Here is an 18775-nt window from a genome sequence, read left to right on the forward strand (position 1 = left end):
GCCGTCCTCATTTGTTGTAGGGGTCGGCTGCGTCGCGCAGACCGTCGCCGAGGAGATTGAGCGCCATGACGGCGACCACGACCGCGCAGCCCGGCAGGAAGAGCCAGGGCGCCGTGGCGATCGAGCGAATGTTCTGTGCCTCGCGCAACAGCACGCCCCAGGAAATGGTCGGCGGCTGCAGCCCGAGCCCGAGGAAGGAAAGCGAGGTTTCGGCAAGGATCATCGCCGGCACAGCAAGCGTGATCGACGCGATGATGTGGCTGGCGAAGCTCGGCAGCATGTGGCGAAAGATGATGCGGCCTTCGCGAACGCCATCCAGCCTGGCGGCAGCGACGAATTCCTCGGTGCGCAACGACAGGAAACGACCACGAACGACCCGGGCAAGCTGGGCCCAGCCGGTCAGCGACAGGATGATCGTAATCATCATATATTGCAGCGTCGCCGGCCAATCCTGCGGCAGGGCGGCAGCCATGGCGAGCCAGATCGGGATTGTCGGCAGCGACAGCACGAAGTCGATTACCCGCTGCATGAAAAAATCGATGCGGCCGCCGTAATATCCGGAGATGCCGCCGATCACGATGCCGAGCATCAATGACAGGAAGACGCCGACCAGGCCGATCGACAGCGAAACCTGCGAACCCTGCACCGTCCGGCTGAAGACATCGCGCCCAAGCCGGTCGGCGCCGAAGAGAAGCAGCGGCGTCGTCTTGTCGGGCGAGGCGATCAGATGGATGTTGGTGTTGAACAGGCCGAACACGGAATATTCATAGCCGCGCCCGAAGAACTGGACGTCGACGCGCTTCGTCGTGTCTTCCTTGAAGATGGCGGCAAGCGTTTCCGGATCGCGGGTCAGCTTCATCGGATAATAGTGCGGACCGAAGGAAAATCCGTTCTCAGTATCGATCAGGTGCAACTGCTGCGGCGGATGAAAGGTCGCCCGCGCATTTTGCAGGTTCGGATCGTTGATGGCGAAGAAGCCCGGAACCAGGGCAACGATGTACATCATCACGGTGACGACGAGCGCCACCATGGCCAGCTTGTGGCGGCGGAAAGCCCACCAGATCAGCTGCCACTGCGATGCGACGGCGGCGCGGTCCGGCTGAATGTTTGTGACGGCGATGTCGGCCATATCGGGCTCCTATTCCAACCGGATGCGGGGATCGACCAGCGCAAGCAGGATGTCGCTGATCAGAGAGCCTATCAGCGTCAGCGCGCAGATGAGCAGAACAAAGGCGCCTGCCAGATACATGTCCTGAGCCATCAGCGCCTGCAGCAGCAATGGGGCTGCCGTCGGCAGGTTGAGGACGATGGCGACGACGACCGAGCCGGAGATGAGATTGGGCAGTAGCCAGGCAATCGTCGAGATGAACGGATTGAGCGCGATCATCATCGGATATTTCATCAGCAGGCGGAATTCCGAGAGCCCCTTTGCCCGTGCCGTCGTCACGTAAGGCTTCGGCAGCTCGTCGAGCATGTTTGCGCGCATGACGCGGATGAGGCTCGCCGTCGAGGAGACGGCAAGGATGATGACGGGAAGCCAGAGATGCGAGAAGAGATCGCCCATCTTGGCAAAGCTCCAGGGCGCATTCTCATACTGCGGCGAAAACAATCCCCCGACGTCCTGGCCGAATTCGACTGCCGCGATATACATCAGCACCAGCGCCAGCAGGAAGGACGGAACGGCCAGACCGAAAAAGGTGAAGGCGGTGAAGAAATAGTCGCCGATCGAGTATTTGCGCACGGCGGAAAAGACACCGATCGGCAGCGCGATTGCCCAGGTGGCGATCAATGTCGAGAGAGCCAGGACGAGGGTCAGCGCCATACGCTCCCAGATCAGATCCGACACCGGCTGCTGCCATTCGAAGGAAATGCCGAAGTCGCCGCGCGAGAGGATGCCCCAGATCCATTTGAAATATTGGATGAGCATCGGGTCATCGAGTCCGAAGCGTTCGCGCAATTGTGCCGCGGTGTTCTGATCGACGATTTCGTTGGAGGCCGCCAGCGTCGCAATATAGGTCGTGACATAGTCGCCCGGCGGCAGCTGGATCAGCACGAAAGCGAGGAAGCTGACGGCAAAGAGCGATGGAATCATCCACAGCAGACGTTTGGCGATAAAGACCAGCATGGGCGCCTCTTGCATTGAGTACCGCCCTCCGGGCCTAACCGGCTCTCATCGCCGGCAAGGCATCGGAAGGCGAACCGAAGAAAGCGCCGTACCGTCGGTACGGCGCTCGATCAAAATCAGCTCGTGAAGGTGAACTGCTGCGGCATCGCAGGTCCCGGATTGGGCCAGGACCAGCTATCCGGCTGCTTCTCGGGAACATTGCGCAGATTATTGCGGATGATGCCGAAGCCGCCGACGGCGAGGCAAAGCCCTACTGTCTCGAATTCCTCCGCAGCGATATCGAAGATCTGCTTCATGACCGCGCCGCGCTTGTCGAGATCGGCCGTCGAACGCGCCTCGTCGAAAAGCTTCATGCGCTTCTTCTGGCTTTCCGGCGGCTCTTCGCCGCGCGCCCCGTTGGAGGTATACCAGAGCGTCCACGGGATGGCGTAACGTGATCCCTGCGGGTGGAATGCGAAGAAATCGCGCGGGTCGAGCATCGGATCGAGACCGCCCGGCCCCGGCCACACCTGCGCATCATGAGCATTGTCGTCGCCGCGGGTATAGTAGAGCGCCCGCTCGATCGTATTGACCTTCATGTCGATGCCGATCTGCGACCAATGCGTCTTGACCAGTTCCAGGGCATCGACGAGATCGGGATAAAGCGTCGGAATGACGTCGACCGAGAAGAACACCTTCTGACCGTCGGGCCGCAGGCGAAAGCCGTCAGGCCCCTTCTTGTAGCCGGCCTGATCAAGCATCGCACCTGCCTTGTCGGCGTCGTATTCGGTGAATTGACGCGCATATTTCTCATGATACCAGGGATGGGTCGGACGCGGCCCGGCCTGATAAGGCTCGCTCTGCCCGAAATACACGATGTCGATGAGTTCCTGGCGATTGATGCCGATCGAGAGCGCCTGCCGGAACGACTTGTCCGCAAACATCTTGCGCATGGCGGGATCTTTGTGGGTGATGTTGAAGTAGATCTGGCACTGTTGGGAGGAGGAAGGCACGAGCGTCAACAGGCGATAATCGCCCTTCTGCATGTTCTGGGAGAGCGTCGGCTTGTTGGCCAGCACGCTGATGTGCCGTTCCTGAATGTCGATCTTGCCGGAGATGACGTTCAGCATCAGCGACTCGACGTCCTGCGAAATGCCGAAGTTGATCTCATCGATGTAGGGAAGCTGGTTGCCAGATGTATCGACCTGCCAGAAATAGGGATTCCGGGTCATGACGACGCGCGTGGCGCCGCCGACATAGGGTTCCTTGACGACCCAGGGATCGAGTGTCGGCTTGTCGACATTGCCCCAGCGCGTCGGAATTTCGATGTCGCCGCAGCGGCTGCGGAAGAGCTCCGTCCAGCTGGTGACACCCGCCTTCTTCGCATCGGCCTCGATGTTGGGATTGTATTTCGGCAGGAACTGGCTGCAGTAATGCTTCGGGAAGAGCGTCGGATGTTGGCCGAGCGGCGTGGCGAGATTTTCGAGATAAAGCGCGTTGGCCGCCGCGAAGGTGAATTTCACCGTATAATCGTCGATCTTCTCGACGGTGACCGGCTTGCCGGCAACGGCAAGCTGCGCCGGCGTCGCGCTGTAAAGCTCGGTGTTCTTCACGCAGTCTTCGATCGCAAAAACGACGTCGTCGGCCGTGAACGGGTGGCCGTCTGACCAGCGCACGCCTTCGATCAGATGGAAGGTGAATTGCGTCGCGTCGTCGCTGACTTCCCAGCGCTCGGCGAGGTTCGGCTGCACGGCGGTGAATTCCAGGTTCCAGCGCACAAGGCTCTGGTTGCCGACCATGCGCAGAATGCCGTTATGGTCGGATGAACCGCGCAGACCCCGGCGCAACGTGCCGCCATAGGTGCCGACCTTCTCGAACGGCGTTACCACCATCGGCTTCTTCGGCAGGCGCTCGGCCAGCGGCGGCAGTTTGCCGTCTTTGACCAGTTGCGCCAGCGCAGGTGCTTCGCCGCCGGCGGCGAAGGCACGACCGGCGATGGACAGTGCTGCAGCACCAGCCATGCCGCCGAGAACGGCGCGGCGGGTGACACCGCGAGACAGAATTTCATTGGGCATTGATTCCTCCCCTTTTATGCCGGCACAGGCGGGCTTCCGACCTGCCGTTTTGCGCCCTCCTCGGCGCCGGAACGAAACCATAGACACGTTCTCAAATGATTACAAGAGTTGACAGATAATTACAGATTGGATAGCCATGCCGTATCAGACACAACGCCAAGCCATTGGCAATCCTGCCTTGGATAGGGAAAGAAGACAGACCTGTCAGAAGCTGTATACGGGCCGCATCGCGGCCGGTGACGGCGCGGCGCCATCCCGGCGCACGGTCGAGAAGGCATATCCGGCTTCTGCTCGCCGGGCGAAGAGCCGACGGGGCGGATTCGCCACTTGGCGGGGGAGAAAAGAGCGATAATGACGTTTGCAGTCGATGCCGTTTCGAACCGGGGCGCAACGCGCTTCAGCGACATCATCTACGAGAAGATCGTGGGGATGATCGCGGACGGCAATTTTCCCGTCAACGAGCGGCTGCCGTCGGAGACCAGGCTTGCAGCCGATTTCGGCGCATCGAGACCCGTTGTGCGAGAAGCGCTCGAACGTCTGAGAGCCGACGGCCTCGTCGTTTCCCGCAAGGGCTCCGGTTCCTATGTCCGGCAGCGGCCGGATTCGTCGATGCTGAAAATGGTTCCGGTCGGCTCGCTTGCTGATGTCCAGCGGTTCTTCGAATTCCGCGCCGGTCTCGAGGCCGAAGCTGCGGAGCTTGCAGCGCGAAACTGGCAGCCGGCGGACAAGGAGCGGATCACGGAGGCGCTTCTTGCGATCGAACAATGTCTGAGGAACGGCGAACTCGGCGCCGACGAAGACCAGGCCCTGCACGACGCGATCGCGATGGCGACAGGCAATCAGTTTCACATCACCGTGCGCGAATGGTTCAAGCCGCATTTCGCCATCGGCCATTCCGTAACGCGAAGCCTGAGCCTGAAACGGACTCCGGAGCAGATCCGCAGCGTTCAGGACGAGCATGCGGTCATCGTGGAGGCGATCTTCGCGCGGCGGGAAGCCGAAGCGCATGATGCGATGAAGACACACATACTGAATGCGCGCGCCCGCATGTTTCAGGGGGTTTGAGCGACAATGGGAGGAAGGACGATGAGACGGATTGCCATGACGGGTGCCGCCGGACGTGTCGGGACGCTGCTGCGCCCGTTTCTCCGGCAGCATGTTGAGCATCTCCGCCTGGTCGATATTCACGAGCCTGCGGATCTGGCCGAGAATGAAGGCTTCGTTGGCGCCGATCTGTCAAAGCTCGACGAGACGACGGCTGCGCTGAGCGCCATCGACGGTGTCGTTCATCTCGCCGGTCTTGCGGGCGGCGTTGATATCAACGCGATATTGCAGGCGAATGTGCTCGGCACCTACAACCTCTACGAGGCCGCCCGGATCAACAAGGTCGAGCGGGTCGTCTACGCCTCAAGCAACCATGCGACCGGCTTTTATCCCCGCGGCGAGGTCATCTCGCCGCTCGATCCCATGCGACCGGACAGTCCCTACGGACTTTCCAAATGCTGGGGCGAGCTGGTGGCGGGGCTTTATTACGACACATCGGGCATCCGCTCCCTTTCCATCCGCATCGGCAATGCCGGCACCTACCCCAACAGCGAGCGCACGATCGCGATCTGGATCAGCGCCCGGGATTTGGCGCAACTGGTGCGGATCGGCCTTACCCATCCGCAGATCGCCGCAACGGTTGTTTACGGTGTTTCCGACACCGACACGAAATGGTGGGACAACGATCTGGCGACGCGGCTTGGCTACCAGCCGCAGGATCGGCCGCGTGATCACGCCCGTATCGAGGACGGAGCGGAGGGGCGGGTCGCCCGCGCGTTCCAGGGCGGCGGTTTCTGCGAATTCAATCACGACGGCAACATCCGCATACGCGATGCCGAGGGCCTGGTCAAAGATCTGGAGACGGTTTCGTGACGGCGCCGCGCATCATTGAACCGAAGATCCGTTCCGTGCTGCAGCAACCGCTGACGGTCGGTGAATCGCCGGTATGGAACGAGGAAACCGGCGCTCTCTGGCTTGTCGACATCCTGGCGCCGGCAATTCTGCGGGTTTCCCCGCAAGGCAAGGTCGATCGTTTCGACATGCCGGCTGCGGTCGGCAGCCTCGGGCTCTGCCGCGACAACAGGATCATCGTTGCCCTGCAGACGGGCGTCCATCTCTTTGATCCCGTCTCAGGCGATATCGAGTTTCTCTGCGATCCGGTCGGGCGCGACATCAATGGCCGCCTCAACGACGGCAAGGTCGGCCCCGATGGGCATTTCTGGGTCGGCTCGATCAGCGAGGCCAAGCCGCAGGTGAATGACGCGGCGCTTTTCCGCGTCGGCGCCGATGGCAGCACGAGGACGGTGACAACGGGGCTGACAAGTTCCAACGGCCTTGCCTGGTCGCCGGACGGCCGGCGGATGTATCACTCCGACAGCCGGCAGTGCTTTCTGCAGGCCTTCGATTTCGATCCCGCAACGGGTGAGCTCGGCGAAGGACGCCGCCTTCGCAGTTTCACGGAGGAACAAGGGCGGCCGGACGGGGCGGCGACCGATCGCAATGGATTCTACTGGAGCGCCGGCGTTTCCGCCGGTCGCCTGAACAGAATATCGGCCGACGGCGAAATCGTCGAAATCTACATTCTGCCGGTCGCAGCACCGACAATGCCGTGCTTCGGAGGACCTGACCTCAGAACCCTCTACGTCACGAGCCTGTCGAGCGACCGCACCGGACGTTTCGAGGCGGGCACGGTCATTGCCTTCGATGTGAATGCGGAGGGGCTGCCGCCCTTCCGTTTCGGCTGACGATCAACTGGAAGAAAGGCGAACGGGGGAGAAAAATGAGCATCGCGATCATGCGCAAGGCGCTTAGGGGCGTGTCGGGCGTTCCCGTCACGGCTTATGACGCCGGAGGTGAAGTCGAGCCCCGGATTACCGCGAAGGTCTATGAGCGGGTGGCCGTGGCCGGCATTCACAACATCGTCGCCGCTGGCAACACCGGGGAATTCTATGCCCTGACGCCGCAGGAGATCCGAATCGTCCACGAGGCGGCGGTATCCGGAGTCGACGGCCGCACGCCGGTGACGGCGGCGATCGGCCGGTCGCTGCGCGAGGCGATCGGCATGGCCAGGGATGCGGCCGCGATCGGCGCCTCCGCGGTCATGTCGCATCAGCCCGTCGATCCTTTCGCGGCACCATCGGCCCAGATCGATTATTTCTGCAATCTCGCCGATGCATCCGCCCTGCCGCTCGTCGCCTATGTCAGGGCGGAAGGCTTCAGCGTCGCCGAGATCGTCCGCCTGGCCAATCACGGCAATATTGCCGGCATCAAGTTCGCCACCACTGATCTGATGCTGCTGTCGCGGGCGATCCCCGCGGCCGATCCGAATGGCGCGCTGTTCGTCTGCGGCCTGGCGGAGAGCTGGGCGCCGACATTCACCGCAGCCGGCGCGCGCGGCTTCACCTCGGGCCTCGTCAACGTCGCGCCGAAACTTTCGCTTGCCGTCCACGAAGCGCTTGAAAAAGTCGATTTCGCCGCGGCCAGAGCGATCGTCAACAAGCTCGAACCCTTCGAGCGGATGCGCACCAAATTCCGCAACGGCGCGAACGTCACCGTCGTGAAAGAGGCCGTCACCTATTCCGGCCTCGATGTCGGCCCGGTGCGCGTGCCGGGATTATCGCGGCTCGACGCGCAGGATCGCGACGAGCTGCATCGGCTGCTTCGAGGCTGGGAGGCCGAGGGCGCCATCCAAACGGACCGGCAGGACGTGAAGGCGGCCGGCTGAGTTCGAAACTTTAATCCGCAAACAACAGGATTGGGAGGTCTTGAGATGCTGAAACAGCTACTGACGACGATCGCAATGACAGGCGCCCTGATGGCGGCGCAGCCTAGCCTGGCGGCATCGCCACCCAACATGCTTGTCATCGGCACGAATCTGACAGGTATCCGGACGCTCGATCCGGCTCAGAACAACGCCCGTACGGTCTCCGAGCTGATCTCGAACCTCTATGACAATCTCGTGCAGCTGTCGCCTGATGACCTCAAGACGCTGAAGCCGATGCTTGCGACGAAATGGGAGGTCTCACCTGATGGTAAGGTCATCACGCTGACCCTTCGCGACGACGCGGTCTTCCAGAGCGGCAACAAGGTGACCGCCGAGGATGCGGCCTGGTCGATCCAGCGCGTCATCAAGATGGGCCAGGTCGGCTCCACCGACGTCGCGCTCTGGGGCTTCACGGCCGATAACGTCGAAAAGCTCGTCCGCGCCAAGGACGAACACACGCTGGAGATCGAGCTGCCGCAGGCGGTCAATACCGATCTGGTGCTCTATTCGCTGGCAGGCTCCTCGATCGGCATCGTCGACAAAAAGACGGTGCTGTCGCACGAGGCGAACGGCGATTTCGGCGGCGCCTGGCTCTCGGCCAATTCCGCCGGCAGCGGCCCGTTCACTCTGGCGCAATGGCGGCCGAACGACGTGGCGATCTTCAACGCGCAGCCGAAATACTGGGGCGGCAAACCCGCCATGGCGCGCGTCGTCGCCCGCCACATTCCGGAATCCGGCAATCTCAGGCTTCAGCTGGAGGCCGGCGACGTCGATGTCGGCCAGTATGTGGCGAGCGGCGATCTCGATGCACTCTCCACCAACAAGGACATGGTCATCGAGAACGTTCCGGGTCTCGGCTTCTATTATATCGCCCTCAACCAGAAAGATCCCGACCTGCAGAAGCCGAAGGTTCGCGAGGCCTTCCAGCACGCCTTCGACTGGAAGGCGATCTCCGGCAACATCATGCGCTATACCGGTTTTCCCTGGCAGTCTATGATTCCGCGCGGGATGATCGGTGCTCCCGAAGAGGCTGGTGTCCGCTATGACTACGATCCCGCCAAGGCCAAGCAGCTGCTCGCGGAGGCCGGATATCCCAATGGCCTGAAGAAAGTGCTCAATCCGTCGGGGGCACCAACCCTGCCCTTCGCGGAAGCGCTGCAGGCGAGCGCACGGGCCGCCGGGTTCAATCTCGACCTCGTGCCCGGCGAATTCACGCCCGCCTTCCGCGAGCGCAAATTCGAGGTGCTGCTCGGCAATTCCGGCGCCCGTCTGCCCGATCCCTTCGCCGTCGCCACCCAATACGCCTTCAACCCCGACAATAGCGACGAGGCACGTCTCGGCAGCTATTATCTCTGGCGTACCGGCATGAAGGTGGACGAGCTCAACACGCTCATCGATCAGTCGATGAAGGAGCGCGACACGGGCAAACGCACCGACATCTTCAAAAAGATGGACGGCATCTATGCCGGCATGGCCTCCCCGCTCGTCATCTTCTTCCAGCGCACCGACCCTTATGTCGTGCGCGCTAACGTGAAGGGCTATCACGGGCACACGACATGGTCGACGCGCTGGCATGATGTGACCAAGGAGTAGAGCGCGTGGCGAGCGCCGATCTGCTATCGAAGCAGGAGGCGAGCCGCCGCTTGGCGGAGGGCGGGTTCGCCGAGGCGGCCCCGCACCCTCTGATCAGCCTGCTGCGGCGCCTGGCGGGGCGGGTGGTGGCAGTCGTCACGACGCTGCTCGGCCTGCTCTTCCTCACCTTCTCGATGGGCCGCCTGCTGCCCGCCGACCCGGTGCTATCGATCACCGGGGCGGAGGTCAGCAAGGAGGTTTACGATCGGGTCTATAACGAGCTGGGGCTCGGCCAGCCGATATGGATGCAGTTTCTCTCCTATGTCGGGAAGATCGCCACAGGTGACCTCGGCACGTCGGCGACGACGGGCCAGCCGATCCTGACCGACCTGATGACGATCTTTCCGGCGACTATCGAGCTTGCCATCATCGCCATGATCATCGGCGCGATCATCGGCATCCCGCTCGGCATCACCGCCGCCGTCAGGCGCGGAACCGTGATCGACCACATCGCCCGCATCGTTGCCCTTGCCGGCCATTCCATTCCGATCTTCTGGACCGGTCTGATGGCGCTCTTCGTCTTCTATGCGAAGCTGAAGCTCGTCGGCGCATCGGGCCGGGTCGACGTCTTCTACGAGGGCCTCGTCACACCGATGACCGGCTTCCTGCTGATCGACGCGGCGATCCAGGGCCAATGGGACGTATTTTACAACGCGCTCGGCCACATCATCCTGCCGGCGGCGATCCTCGGCTATTACTCCGTCGCCTATATCAGCCGCATGTCGCGAAGCTTTATGCTGGAACAGCTGAGCCAGGAATACATCGTCACCGCGAGGGCAAAGGGGCTCGGCACCCGCAAGGTCGTCTGGCGCCATGCCTTCGGGAATATCCGCGTGCAGCTGCTGACGATCCTGGCGCTGACCTTCGGCGGGCTGCTCGAAGGCGCGGTGCTGATCGAGACGGTTTTCGGCTGGCCGGGGCTCGGCCAGTACCTCACCCGCGGACTGCAGATGAACGACATGAACGTCGTGATGGGCTCGGTGCTGACGATCGGCGCCGTCTTCCTGACGATCAACATCCTGTCCGACGTCCTCTATCGTATCCTTGATCCGAGAACACGGTGACGCCATGACGATCTCCACCGAAGACGCAGACAGCAGTAATGCCGATGGCTTTCGCGGATGGCTGCTGGCGCCGGAGCCGCAGGGCTGGTTCCATTCGTCGGCGCAGCAGCTCCATCAGGGCTGGCAGAAGTTCAGCCTGCATCCGCTGGGGCTGGCGGGCCTCATCGTCATCGTGCTCCTGATCGTGGTGGCGACCGCAGCCCCCCTGCTGACGAGCTACGATCCGATCGTCCAGGATATGGCCGGGCGGCTCGCGCCGCCTTCGGCCGAGCATTGGCTCGGCACCGACAATTTCGGCCGCGACGTCTTTTCCCGGGTGATCTACGGCGCGCGCACGACGCTCTACATCATCATGCTCGTGACGATCATCGTCGCACCGCTCGGCCTGTTGATCGGCACCTTCTCCGGCTATTTCGGCGGCATCGTCGACGAGATCCTGATGCGCATCACCGATATCTTCCTCTCCTTCCCCGGGCTGGTGCTGGCGCTCGGCTTTGCCGCCGCCCTCGGCCCCGGCATCACAAATGCGATCATTGCGATTTCGCTGACGGCCTGGCCGCCGATCGCGCGGCTGGCGCGCGCCGAGACGCTCAGCCTGCGCAAGGCGGATTACATCGCCGCCGTACGCTTGCAGGGCGCGACCTCAATCTCGATCATCACCCGCCACATCCTGCCGATGTGCATTCCCTCGGTGATCGTCCGCGTCACCCTCAACATGGCCGGCATCATCATCACCGCCGCCGGCCTCGGCTTTCTCGGCCTCGGCGCACAGCCGCCGTGGCCGGAATGGGGCTCGATGGCCGCAAGCGGGCGCGAATTCATGCTCGACAGCCCCTGGGTGATCGCCGCGCCCGGCATGGCCATCGCGCTCGTCAGCCTCGCTTTCAATCTCGTCGGCGATGCGCTTCGCGACGTCCTCGATCCCAGGGGGGCGGAATGACCGAGCTGATTGATATTCGCAACCTCGAAATCGCCTATGGCGGCGGCCACATGCGCGCGGTGCGCGGCGTGAGCTTCACGCTCGAACAGGAAAAACTCGGGATCGTCGGCGAATCCGGATCGGGCAAGTCCACCGTCGGCCGCGCCATCATGAAACTCCTGCCGCCGACGGCTGAGGTCAGCGCCGATCGAATGCGCTTTGGCGAACTCGATCTGCTGAAGGCGGACGAGAAAACGATGATGACGATCCGAGGGAGACGGATCGGGCTCATCCTGCAGGACCCGAAATATTCGCTCAACCCCGTCATGCGGGTCGGCGAACAGATCGCCGAGACCTATAGCCTCCACCATCCTAAGGCGAGCGTCAGAAAAGCTCACGCCCAGGCGCTCGAAATGCTTGAAGCCGTCCAGATCCGCGATCCCGAGCGCGTCGCCCGTCTCTATCCGCACGAAATTTCGGGCGGGATGGGCCAGCGCGTGATGATTGCCATGATGCTGATTGCCGAACCCGAAGTGCTGATCGCCGATGAGCCGACATCGGCGCTCGACGTGACGGTGCGGCTCGAGATCCTGGCTCTGCTCGACGAGCTGGTCCTACGCCGCAATCTCGGCCTGATCTTCATCAGCCACGACCTCAACCTCATTCGCAATTTCTGCGACCGCGTCCTCATCATGTATGCCGGCCGCGTCGTGGAAGTGCTCGAGGCGCGTGATCTCGACAAGGCCAGGCACCCTTACACCCAAGGGCTGCTGGCCTCCCTGCCGAAGATCGAGGATCCACCGGCGCGGCTGCCGATCCTGAAGCGTGATCCCGCCTGGCTTGACGATATTGCAGTGGAGCCGTCGCGATGATCAGGATCGACAATCTCACCATCCGCTTCGGACACGGGCAAAGGCCTGTGGTCAGAGACGTCAATCTCGCCGTCGAGAGCGGCACGGCCTTCGGCCTCGTCGGTGAATCCGGCTGCGGCAAATCTACCGTCCTTCGGGCGCTCTCCGGCCTCAACGCCAATTACGACGGGCAGATCGCGCTCAACGGCGAGACGCTGGACCGGCGGCGCGGCCGACCGTTCTTCCGCCGGGTGCAGATGGTGTTCCAGGATCCATACGGATCGCTCCATCCGCGCAAGACCATCCGGTCGCAGCTGCAGGAGCCGTTGCGCAACCAGGGTCTGGATAGGAATTCTGTCGATGTGAACGCCGTGCTGAGATCCGTCGGCCTCGACCCAGCGCTGAGCTACCGGTTTCCGCATCAGCTCTCCGGCGGCCAGCGGCAGCGTGTGGCGATCGCCCGGGCCCTGATGCTGAACCCCGATGTCCTGCTTCTCGACGAACCGACGTCGGCGCTCGACGTCTCGGTGCAGGCCGAAATCCTCAATCTGCTGCAGGACCTGCGCAAGGAGCGCGGCCTCACCTATCTCCTCGTCAGCCACGACCTCGCCGTCGTCTCCCACATGTGCAGCCGCGTCGCCATCATGGAAGCGGGTGAGATCGTCGAAGAGGTTAAGATCGAAGCCTTGCGAAAGGGGGCCGTCGAGCACCCCTATTCGCAGCGCCTGCTGCGGGCGAGCAGGATGTATGGTCGGGCATCATAAGAATGGTGGCTTCCGCGTGTTTGGCGTTTTGGCTCCCTGCTCTCGAATTTATGACAACGGCTCCGCGCGCCGTTGTCGCCGTGATTCAATTCATGATAATGTCTTCCATCGTGAATTGAGGCTGCCGCCGTCGAATGCGGTTTTTCTTTCATATTTTCCAGCCGAATTCGAAATTCCTGATGACTGGTGGACTGATGCCGGCATGGCAGGCTTCATGCCATCGGCGCCGACCTACCTAGCGGAGGATGCAGCCTCTTGGGCGATCTCGCTACGGGACATTGCGCCGCCTTTCGTAATGCGATGGCGCCAAAGGATTTCCGTGGGTTTGACCGCGTGCGCATGGTCAGTGTGTTGACTGCTATTTCCAACGGCACATCGCTGCCGCCGGTGAGCCTGATTGCAATTCCGAAGTTCGACGCACTCTATAGGCCTTATACCTTTGGCCTGCTGGACGGCATGCATCGCTTCTTCGGCTCAATCGCCGCAGGCTTTGATGCAATTCCGTCCACGATGCGCGAGCCCTTCCAATGAAAGAACCTAACCATCATTAATGTCGAAACACCCCTGCCAGCACTGATTCCCGGCGCCGGCGATCGCACGGCGTACCACTTCCTGGAATTCTTCACCGCCCAGATCCGCAACCCGAACACGCGACGGGCCTATGCGCGATCCTTGCCTCTCAGATCACTCGGCTTTAACCCGAAGCAGTCGGAATGCATTTCAGCATCATCGAATGCTTGACATCGGCCGTGTTAAAGCCGAAGCCGCACTCGGCCGCGCACGCGCGGCCGTTTTTGCGAGGATTCGAAAGATGAAAACCAACACGGCCGTCGCCAATGCCGGAAACCTGATCATGACGGGCGTCGTGCTGATGCTGCTCGGCGATCTGCTGTTTGCGCTGAACGATGCGATGGGCAAGTGGCTGGTGACGAGCTTTGCCGTCGGCCAGGTGTTGGTGATCCGTTCGGTCGGCGCTTTCATCCTGCTCGGGCCGATGATCCTGCGGCAGGGACCGATGGCGCTCTTCCGCGTCGAGCAGAAGGGCTTGCAGTTCATGCGGGTCGTCATGGCGACCGGGGATGTCGCCCTGTTCTACGCCGCCGTCGCCTATCTGCCGCTCGCCGATGTCATGACCTTCTACATGGCCGGGCCGATCTACATTGCGGCGCTCTCGCATGTCTTTCTCGGGGAAAAGATCGGCTGGCGCCGTTGGCTCGCCGTTCTGGTCGGTTTTGCCGGCGTCATTATCGCGTTGCGTCCGTCGACGGCAATGCTGTCGCTTCCCTCACTCTTCGGCCTTGCCGGCAGCCTTTGCTTCGCGCTGTCACTGGTGATGAGCCGCTATCTGCGCTCGACCAGCGACACGACGCTGGTGACATGGCAGACGGTCGCCGCCCTTGCCACCGGGATCCTGCTCAGCATCGGCCACTGGCAGCCGGCGACATCGATCGATTGGGCCGGCATGCTGTTGCTCGGCATCGTCGCCACCTGCGCCCATCTGCTGATCACCCGGTCGCTGAAGCTCGCCCCGGCATCGCTGCTGGCGCCGCTGCAATATACGCTGCTGCTCTGGGCGATCGTACTGGGCTACATCTTCTTCAATGACATTCCCGATGCGCAGATCATCATCGGTGCCGCAATCATCGTCTTTGCCGGTCTCTTCATCTTCCATCGGAAGAATTTGAAGGAAACGATTCCGGCCGAAGCCGTCCCGCCGGATGGGCACTGAGAATTAATCGTCCGCGGCCGGCGGCGGCTCCCAGCCGAAGACGCTGCGGCCGCCGAAATCGGCGGATTGGCGGAATTCGCCGGCGATGATCTCCTTGAGATCGGGACCCGTAACATAGCGTTCCATCTGCCGGGATTGCTCGTCCAGGCGCTTGAGCGCCTGCAGTTCTTCCTCGCGCCCGAGCTTGCCCTTCAGCACCGCCGATTTCATCACGCCGATCGTCTCGTCATAGACCCTGAGCGGCACCGGGAAGGGATGACGATCCTTGCCGCCGTGGGCGATGGAGAAGCGCGCCGGGTCGGAAAAACGGCAGGGCGCACCGTGTACCACTTCCGCCACCATCGCCAGCGCCTTCACCGTCCGGGCGCCGACACCGGGAACGAGGAGCAGCTCCTGAAAGTCCACCGGCCCGCGGTCGGCCGCAGCCGCCAGATTTCCATGCAGGCGCCGCATGTGAACATCGCTCTCGCGCACGTCGTGATGGGCGGGCATGATCAAATGCGGCAGCATCGGCTGATCGGCGGGTTCGGGCGCCGGCTCCTCCGCACGCATCAGCGCGGCAGCCTCACGAATGATCCTGTCGGGGCCGAGCGTTGCCAAGAGGTCGAGCTGACCACGCCGTGAGCGCTCGGCGCGTTTATCGGCGAGATTGACAATTTCGCCCTGACTTCTGCCTTCAATTGCCGCATGCGGCGAGTCGACGAAACTTTCGAGCCCTTCGGAGAGCCAGTGATAACGCCGGGCCTGCCGCCTGTCGCCATTCATGCCTTGCTGCACTACCACCCAGTGTCCGTCATCGGCGACGATGAAGCCGTGCAGATATAGATCAAAGCCGTCCTGCAACGCGGCGCTGTCAACCTTGGCGATAAGCCGGCTCGTCGTCGCCAGCCCCTGCCCATCGAGACCGACGCGCTCGCCGATCGAGACGAGCTCCTGCGGTGTCTTGCGCGAATGCGTGCCTCGGCCGCCGCAGACATGCAGGCCGAGCTCGCCGGCGCGCGGTTTCAGCCCGCGCTTCAACGCACCGAGAACGCTTGTCGTAATGCCGGAGGAATGCCAATCCATGCCCATGACCGCGCCGAAGGACTGGAACCAGAAAGGATGCGCGAGCCGGCGCAGAAATTCATCGCGGCCGTAATGATGAACGATCGCTTCTGTGATCAGCGTTCCCAGCCGCGTCATCCGGTCGCCGAGCCAATGCGGGACGCGCCCCCCGTGAAGGGGAAGGTCGGCACTGCCTGCTCGTCGTGACATTTCTTTTCCTACATCGTCTATGCCAGTCCGCCCCGGCAGCAGCGTCCTAGTCGGGAACCGCTCGAAATTTCAGGCGTTTGCTTTCAGTCGAAACGCCGAGGCAAACATGACCGCATTTCAAACCATGTCCGATCAACCGTACCTGACCCGAACAAAAGCGCAACATCCGAGCGGCGAAAAAGAGGGATCTACGGCATTGCGGCTCCAGGGACGTGCGGAAAAAGCCGCCTTTCTGATCAACGGCAACAAATATTTCGCCGAAGTCTCACGGGCGCTGCGGCAGGCGCGACGTGCCGTCTGGATCGTTGGATGGGATTTCCATCCCGATATTCGCATGGAGCCCGAAAAGTCCGATGAAACCTTGGCCGACCTGCTGCATGCTCTGGCTGCGGCAAATCCCGAGCTCGAGATACGCATTCTTGTTTGGACGTTGGGGCCGATCTATTCTGACAAATCAATCGATCTGCTCCGGAAGAAGAACTTCCCGAGGAATGCCAGGATCGATCTGCGCTTCGATCTTCAGAGTGTCCTGCGCGGTTGTCATCATCAAAAGCTTGTCTGCATCGACGACACCGTCGCCTTCATCGGCGGCATCGACCTGACGGCAAGGCGATGGGATACCAAGCGCCATCGCGCCAAGGACAGGCTGCGGCGCGACCCCGAAGGAACTCCCTACGATCCGCTGCATGACGTGCAGGCCATGGTCACTGGTGACGCCGCCCGGCTGATCGGCGATATCGCCAGACGGCGCTGGGAAGCGGCGACCGGCGAAAAGCATCAGCCGCTTTCCGAGGACATGCCCTTCGCCTGGCCGGATGATCTTGCAGTTGCCATGCGGGACATTCCCGTTGGCTTCGTGCTGACGGAGCCCGCGACCACCTGGCGCACCGGCATCTGCGACGGGATTGCTTCAACGTTGGAGATCATAGCCCGCACCCGGCGCCAACTCTATATAGAGGCGCAATATCTCGCTTCCTTCCGCGTTGCCGAAGCCATTGCCAAACGGCTGCAGGAGGAGAATGGACCAGAGGTCATCGTCATCTGCACGCGCAGCTCTCACGGGCTGATCGAAAAGCTCGTTATGGGAACCAATCGCGATCGCGTCATCCGCCTCCTCAAACGCGCCGATCGGGCAAACCGGCTGCGTGTGTATTATGCGGTCGTATCAGGACCTGCGCCGGGGAATGAAGGCGAGATTGAGGTGCTCATTCATTCGAAACTGATAATCGCCGACGACGAACTGATCCGAATCGGCTCCTCGAATCTCAACAATCGCTCGGAGGGGCTTGATACGGAATGCGATCTTCTGCTCGAGGCTGGTGACGGCGAACATCGGCGCGCCATCGCGGATCTGCGCAATCGCCTGCTGGCGGAATATCTGGGAACGACCACCGATACCTTTGCCGCGGCTTACGGGCAAAGCGGTTCGGTAATTGCGGCGATCGACGCGCTGAACGGCGCTCCAGGCCTCAGAGAGTTTCCCGTCGATCTTTCCGGCAGAATTTCGCCGATCACAGGTACGGCGATCTTCGATCCCGCGCGGCCTTTCCTGCTCCTACACCGATTGGGCCTGGGCGCTCTCCTCCGCCGCTTCGTCCGCACCGCGTGACCGGCGGAAGACAAACTCGGTGATGAGAAGAAGCACAGTGCCGAGCGCCAGCGGGATGAAGAAATAAGCGCATCGGAACGCAATCAGCGCCCCGATCGATGCCTCTTGCGGCACGGCATAAGAGACGGTCGCCTCCAGCACCCCCAGGCCGCCCGGCACATGCGTCGCCAGGATCGCCGAATTGGCGAGGACGTAAGCCGTGACCGACCTGAAGAAGGCCACGTCGCCGAAGGTCGAGAGCATCTGGTGCAGGCAGGCGGACACCAACATGAAATTGGTCGTGCCGACACACACCTGCGCGACAGCGATGGAGAAGCGTGGCAGTTGAAACGACCAGCGCCACAGCTTGAGCCGGCCGCGAATGAAGAACGCCAGCCCTGAATAGACAACCGGCACGATCAGCGCCAGCAGCCCGAAGATGCGTGTGCTTGCCGCATCGGTGTGCAGCAGGCGTGCTGCATCATCAGGATTGATGGTCAGCGCCAGCCCACCGAGCGTGACGAGCCCGAGTCCCACAGTGACGCCGCAAAACAGGACGATCTTCGCTACATCCTCGGCAGTCAGCCCCCAGCTGGAATAATAGCGATAGCGGAAGGCACCGCTGCTCAGGCCCGCAAAGCCGATATTGTGGCCGAGCGAAAGACTGATGAACGAGGCGAGCATGATCTTTCGGAAGGGCAGAGATTTGCCGAGCGAACGGATCGCCAGCAGATCGAAACAAGTGAGGCAGAGATAGGATGCGGCCGCGAAGAGCAGCGCGATGCAGAAGGTCGACAGAGGAATGCTGCGCACCGATTGGACGATCTGGTCCAGGCTATACTTCTGGAACACGCGGTAGAGAAGGAAGAACGCAAGACAAAGCCCGGCAACGAGCAGTCCATTCAAGATAATTTTTTTCAGGCTCATCGATCATCATTCCGACATTAGGGCGGCGAGGCTCGTCTTCTGGAACGATCAAAGGAGTTC

General features: G+C 61.9%; 17 protein-coding genes. 12 read left to right on the plus strand and 5 right to left on the minus strand.

The genetic code is table 11. From position 1 onward, the window contains the following. Positions 1 to 7: 7 nt before the first annotated feature. The 3 genes from QWJ46_RS14315 to QWJ46_RS14325 form a co-directional block, all read right to left on the minus strand. Positions 8 to 1129, minus strand: a complete 1122-nt coding sequence (locus QWJ46_RS14315) for an ABC transporter permease (protein ID WP_184456430.1) — start codon at positions 1127 to 1129, stop codon at positions 8 to 10. Positions 1130 to 1138: 9 nt separating this feature from the next. Then, positions 1139 to 2125 (minus strand): ABC transporter permease, encoded by a 987-nt coding sequence (locus tag QWJ46_RS14320; protein WP_064807967.1) that lies wholly within the window; start codon positions 2123 to 2125, stop codon positions 1139 to 1141. A 116-nt stretch (positions 2126 to 2241) separates the two neighbouring features. Beyond that, the gene (locus tag QWJ46_RS14325; RefSeq protein WP_302751738.1) at positions 2242 to 4179 is read right to left on the minus strand and encodes an ABC transporter substrate-binding protein; all 1938 of its coding nucleotides are present in this window, start codon (positions 4177 to 4179) and stop codon (positions 2242 to 2244) included. Between the two features lie 351 nt (positions 4180 to 4530). Between QWJ46_RS14325 and QWJ46_RS14330 the strand changes: the two genes are divergently transcribed. From QWJ46_RS14330 to QWJ46_RS14380, 11 genes are all read left to right on the plus strand, one after another. Continuing rightward, on the plus strand, positions 4531 to 5244 hold the full coding sequence (locus QWJ46_RS14330) for a FadR/GntR family transcriptional regulator (RefSeq protein WP_085861882.1): 714 nt from the start codon (positions 4531 to 4533) through the stop codon (positions 5242 to 5244). A 21-nt stretch (positions 5245 to 5265) separates the two neighbouring features. Continuing rightward, positions 5266 to 6096 carry an NAD(P)-dependent oxidoreductase gene (locus QWJ46_RS14335; protein WP_302751741.1) on the plus strand — a complete coding sequence of 277 codons (831 nt, stop codon included), beginning with the start codon at positions 5266 to 5268 and terminating at the stop codon, positions 6094 to 6096. Continuing rightward, a complete protein-coding gene (locus QWJ46_RS14340) occupies positions 6093 to 6968 on the plus strand; it encodes an SMP-30/gluconolactonase/LRE family protein (protein ID WP_302751742.1) in 876 nt (291 codons plus the stop codon). Before QWJ46_RS14335 ends, QWJ46_RS14340 begins: the two co-directional genes overlap by 4 nt. Before the next feature lie 35 nt (positions 6969 to 7003). Beyond that, a complete protein-coding gene (locus QWJ46_RS14345; protein ID WP_302751743.1) occupies positions 7004 to 7948 on the plus strand; it encodes a dihydrodipicolinate synthase family protein in 945 nt (314 codons plus the stop codon). A gap of 45 nt (positions 7949 to 7993) precedes the next feature. After that, positions 7994 to 9580, plus strand: a complete 1587-nt coding sequence (locus QWJ46_RS14350) for an ABC transporter substrate-binding protein (protein ID WP_184456419.1) — start codon at positions 7994 to 7996, stop codon at positions 9578 to 9580. Between the two features lie 5 nt (positions 9581 to 9585). After that, a complete protein-coding gene (locus QWJ46_RS14355; RefSeq protein ID WP_302751744.1) occupies positions 9586 to 10683 on the plus strand; it encodes an ABC transporter permease in 1098 nt (365 codons plus the stop codon). 4 nt (positions 10684 to 10687) lie between these two features. Beyond that, positions 10688 to 11623 carry an ABC transporter permease gene (locus QWJ46_RS14360; RefSeq protein WP_302751745.1) on the plus strand — a complete coding sequence of 312 codons (936 nt, stop codon included), beginning with the start codon at positions 10688 to 10690 and terminating at the stop codon, positions 11621 to 11623. Further along, on the plus strand, positions 11620 to 12474 hold the full coding sequence (locus tag QWJ46_RS14365) for an ABC transporter ATP-binding protein (RefSeq protein ID WP_302751746.1): 855 nt from the start codon (positions 11620 to 11622) through the stop codon (positions 12472 to 12474). Before QWJ46_RS14360 ends, QWJ46_RS14365 begins: the two co-directional genes overlap by 4 nt. Next, a complete protein-coding gene (locus QWJ46_RS14370; protein WP_302751747.1) occupies positions 12471 to 13217 on the plus strand; it encodes an ABC transporter ATP-binding protein in 747 nt (248 codons plus the stop codon). Before QWJ46_RS14365 ends, QWJ46_RS14370 begins: the two co-directional genes overlap by 4 nt. Positions 13218 to 13472: 255 nt before the next feature. After that, entirely contained in the window at positions 13473 to 13748 is a 276-nt protein-coding gene (locus QWJ46_RS14375) for a hypothetical protein (protein ID WP_184456409.1), read from the plus strand. 280 nt (positions 13749 to 14028) lie between these two features. Continuing rightward, positions 14029 to 14946, plus strand: coding sequence for a DMT family transporter (locus QWJ46_RS14380; RefSeq protein ID WP_302751749.1), 918 nt, complete (start codon positions 14029 to 14031; stop codon positions 14944 to 14946). A 3-nt stretch (positions 14947 to 14949) separates the two neighbouring features. Here QWJ46_RS14380 and QWJ46_RS14385 read toward each other — a convergent pair whose 3' ends face one another. Further along, a complete protein-coding gene (locus tag QWJ46_RS14385) occupies positions 14950 to 16200 on the minus strand; it encodes a DUF763 domain-containing protein (protein WP_184456406.1) in 1251 nt (416 codons plus the stop codon). Between the two features lie 106 nt (positions 16201 to 16306). On the opposite strand from QWJ46_RS14385, the gene QWJ46_RS14390 reads away from it, so the two are divergent. After that, positions 16307 to 17809: a phospholipase D-like domain-containing protein gene (locus QWJ46_RS14390; protein ID WP_302751750.1), complete on the plus strand. Its 1503-nt coding sequence runs from the start codon at positions 16307 to 16309 to the stop codon at positions 17807 to 17809. Here the strand turns inward: QWJ46_RS14390 and QWJ46_RS14395 are convergent. After that, the gene (locus tag QWJ46_RS14395; protein WP_302751751.1) at positions 17756 to 18715 is read right to left on the minus strand and encodes a lysylphosphatidylglycerol synthase domain-containing protein; all 960 of its coding nucleotides are present in this window, start codon (positions 18713 to 18715) and stop codon (positions 17756 to 17758) included. The genes QWJ46_RS14390 and QWJ46_RS14395 overlap by 54 nt on opposite strands. Between the last annotated feature and the right edge of the window lie 60 nt (positions 18716 to 18775).

The sequence above is a fragment of the Rhizobium sp. CBN3 genome (assembly GCF_030518245.1).
In the GTDB taxonomy this organism is placed as follows: Bacteria; Pseudomonadota; Alphaproteobacteria; order Rhizobiales; family Rhizobiaceae; genus Rhizobium; species Rhizobium aethiopicum_A.

Excerpts from the sequence above, each read along its gene's own strand:
- QWJ46_RS14315 (WP_184456430.1), bottom strand. The coding sequence starts at position 1,129 with ATGGCCGACATCGCCGTCACAAACATTCAGCCGGACCGCGCCGCCGTC.
- QWJ46_RS14320 (WP_064807967.1), bottom strand. The coding sequence starts at position 2,125 with ATGCTGGTCTTTATCGCCAAACGTCTGCTGTGGATGATTCCATCGCTC.
- QWJ46_RS14325 (WP_302751738.1), bottom strand. The coding sequence starts at position 4,179 with ATGCCCAATGAAATTCTGTCTCGCGGTGTCACCCGCCGCGCCGTTCTC.
- QWJ46_RS14330 (WP_085861882.1), top strand. The coding sequence starts at position 4,531 with ATGACGTTTGCAGTCGATGCCGTTTCGAACCGGGGCGCAACGCGCTTC.
- QWJ46_RS14335 (WP_302751741.1), top strand. The coding sequence starts at position 5,266 with ATGAGACGGATTGCCATGACGGGTGCCGCCGGACGTGTCGGGACGCTG.
- QWJ46_RS14345 (WP_302751743.1), top strand. The coding sequence starts at position 7,004 with ATGAGCATCGCGATCATGCGCAAGGCGCTTAGGGGCGTGTCGGGCGTT.
- QWJ46_RS14350 (WP_184456419.1), top strand. The coding sequence starts at position 7,994 with ATGCTGAAACAGCTACTGACGACGATCGCAATGACAGGCGCCCTGATG.
- QWJ46_RS14360 (WP_302751745.1), top strand. The coding sequence starts at position 10,688 with ATGACGATCTCCACCGAAGACGCAGACAGCAGTAATGCCGATGGCTTT.
- QWJ46_RS14365 (WP_302751746.1), top strand. The coding sequence starts at position 11,620 with ATGACCGAGCTGATTGATATTCGCAACCTCGAAATCGCCTATGGCGGC.
- QWJ46_RS14370 (WP_302751747.1), top strand. The coding sequence starts at position 12,471 with ATGATCAGGATCGACAATCTCACCATCCGCTTCGGACACGGGCAAAGG.
- QWJ46_RS14380 (WP_302751749.1), top strand. The coding sequence starts at position 14,029 with ATGAAAACCAACACGGCCGTCGCCAATGCCGGAAACCTGATCATGACG.
- QWJ46_RS14385 (WP_184456406.1), bottom strand. The coding sequence starts at position 16,200 with ATGTCACGACGAGCAGGCAGTGCCGACCTTCCCCTTCACGGGGGGCGC.
- QWJ46_RS14390 (WP_302751750.1), top strand. The coding sequence starts at position 16,307 with ATGACCGCATTTCAAACCATGTCCGATCAACCGTACCTGACCCGAACA.
- QWJ46_RS14395 (WP_302751751.1), bottom strand. The coding sequence starts at position 18,715 with ATGAGCCTGAAAAAAATTATCTTGAATGGACTGCTCGTTGCCGGGCTT.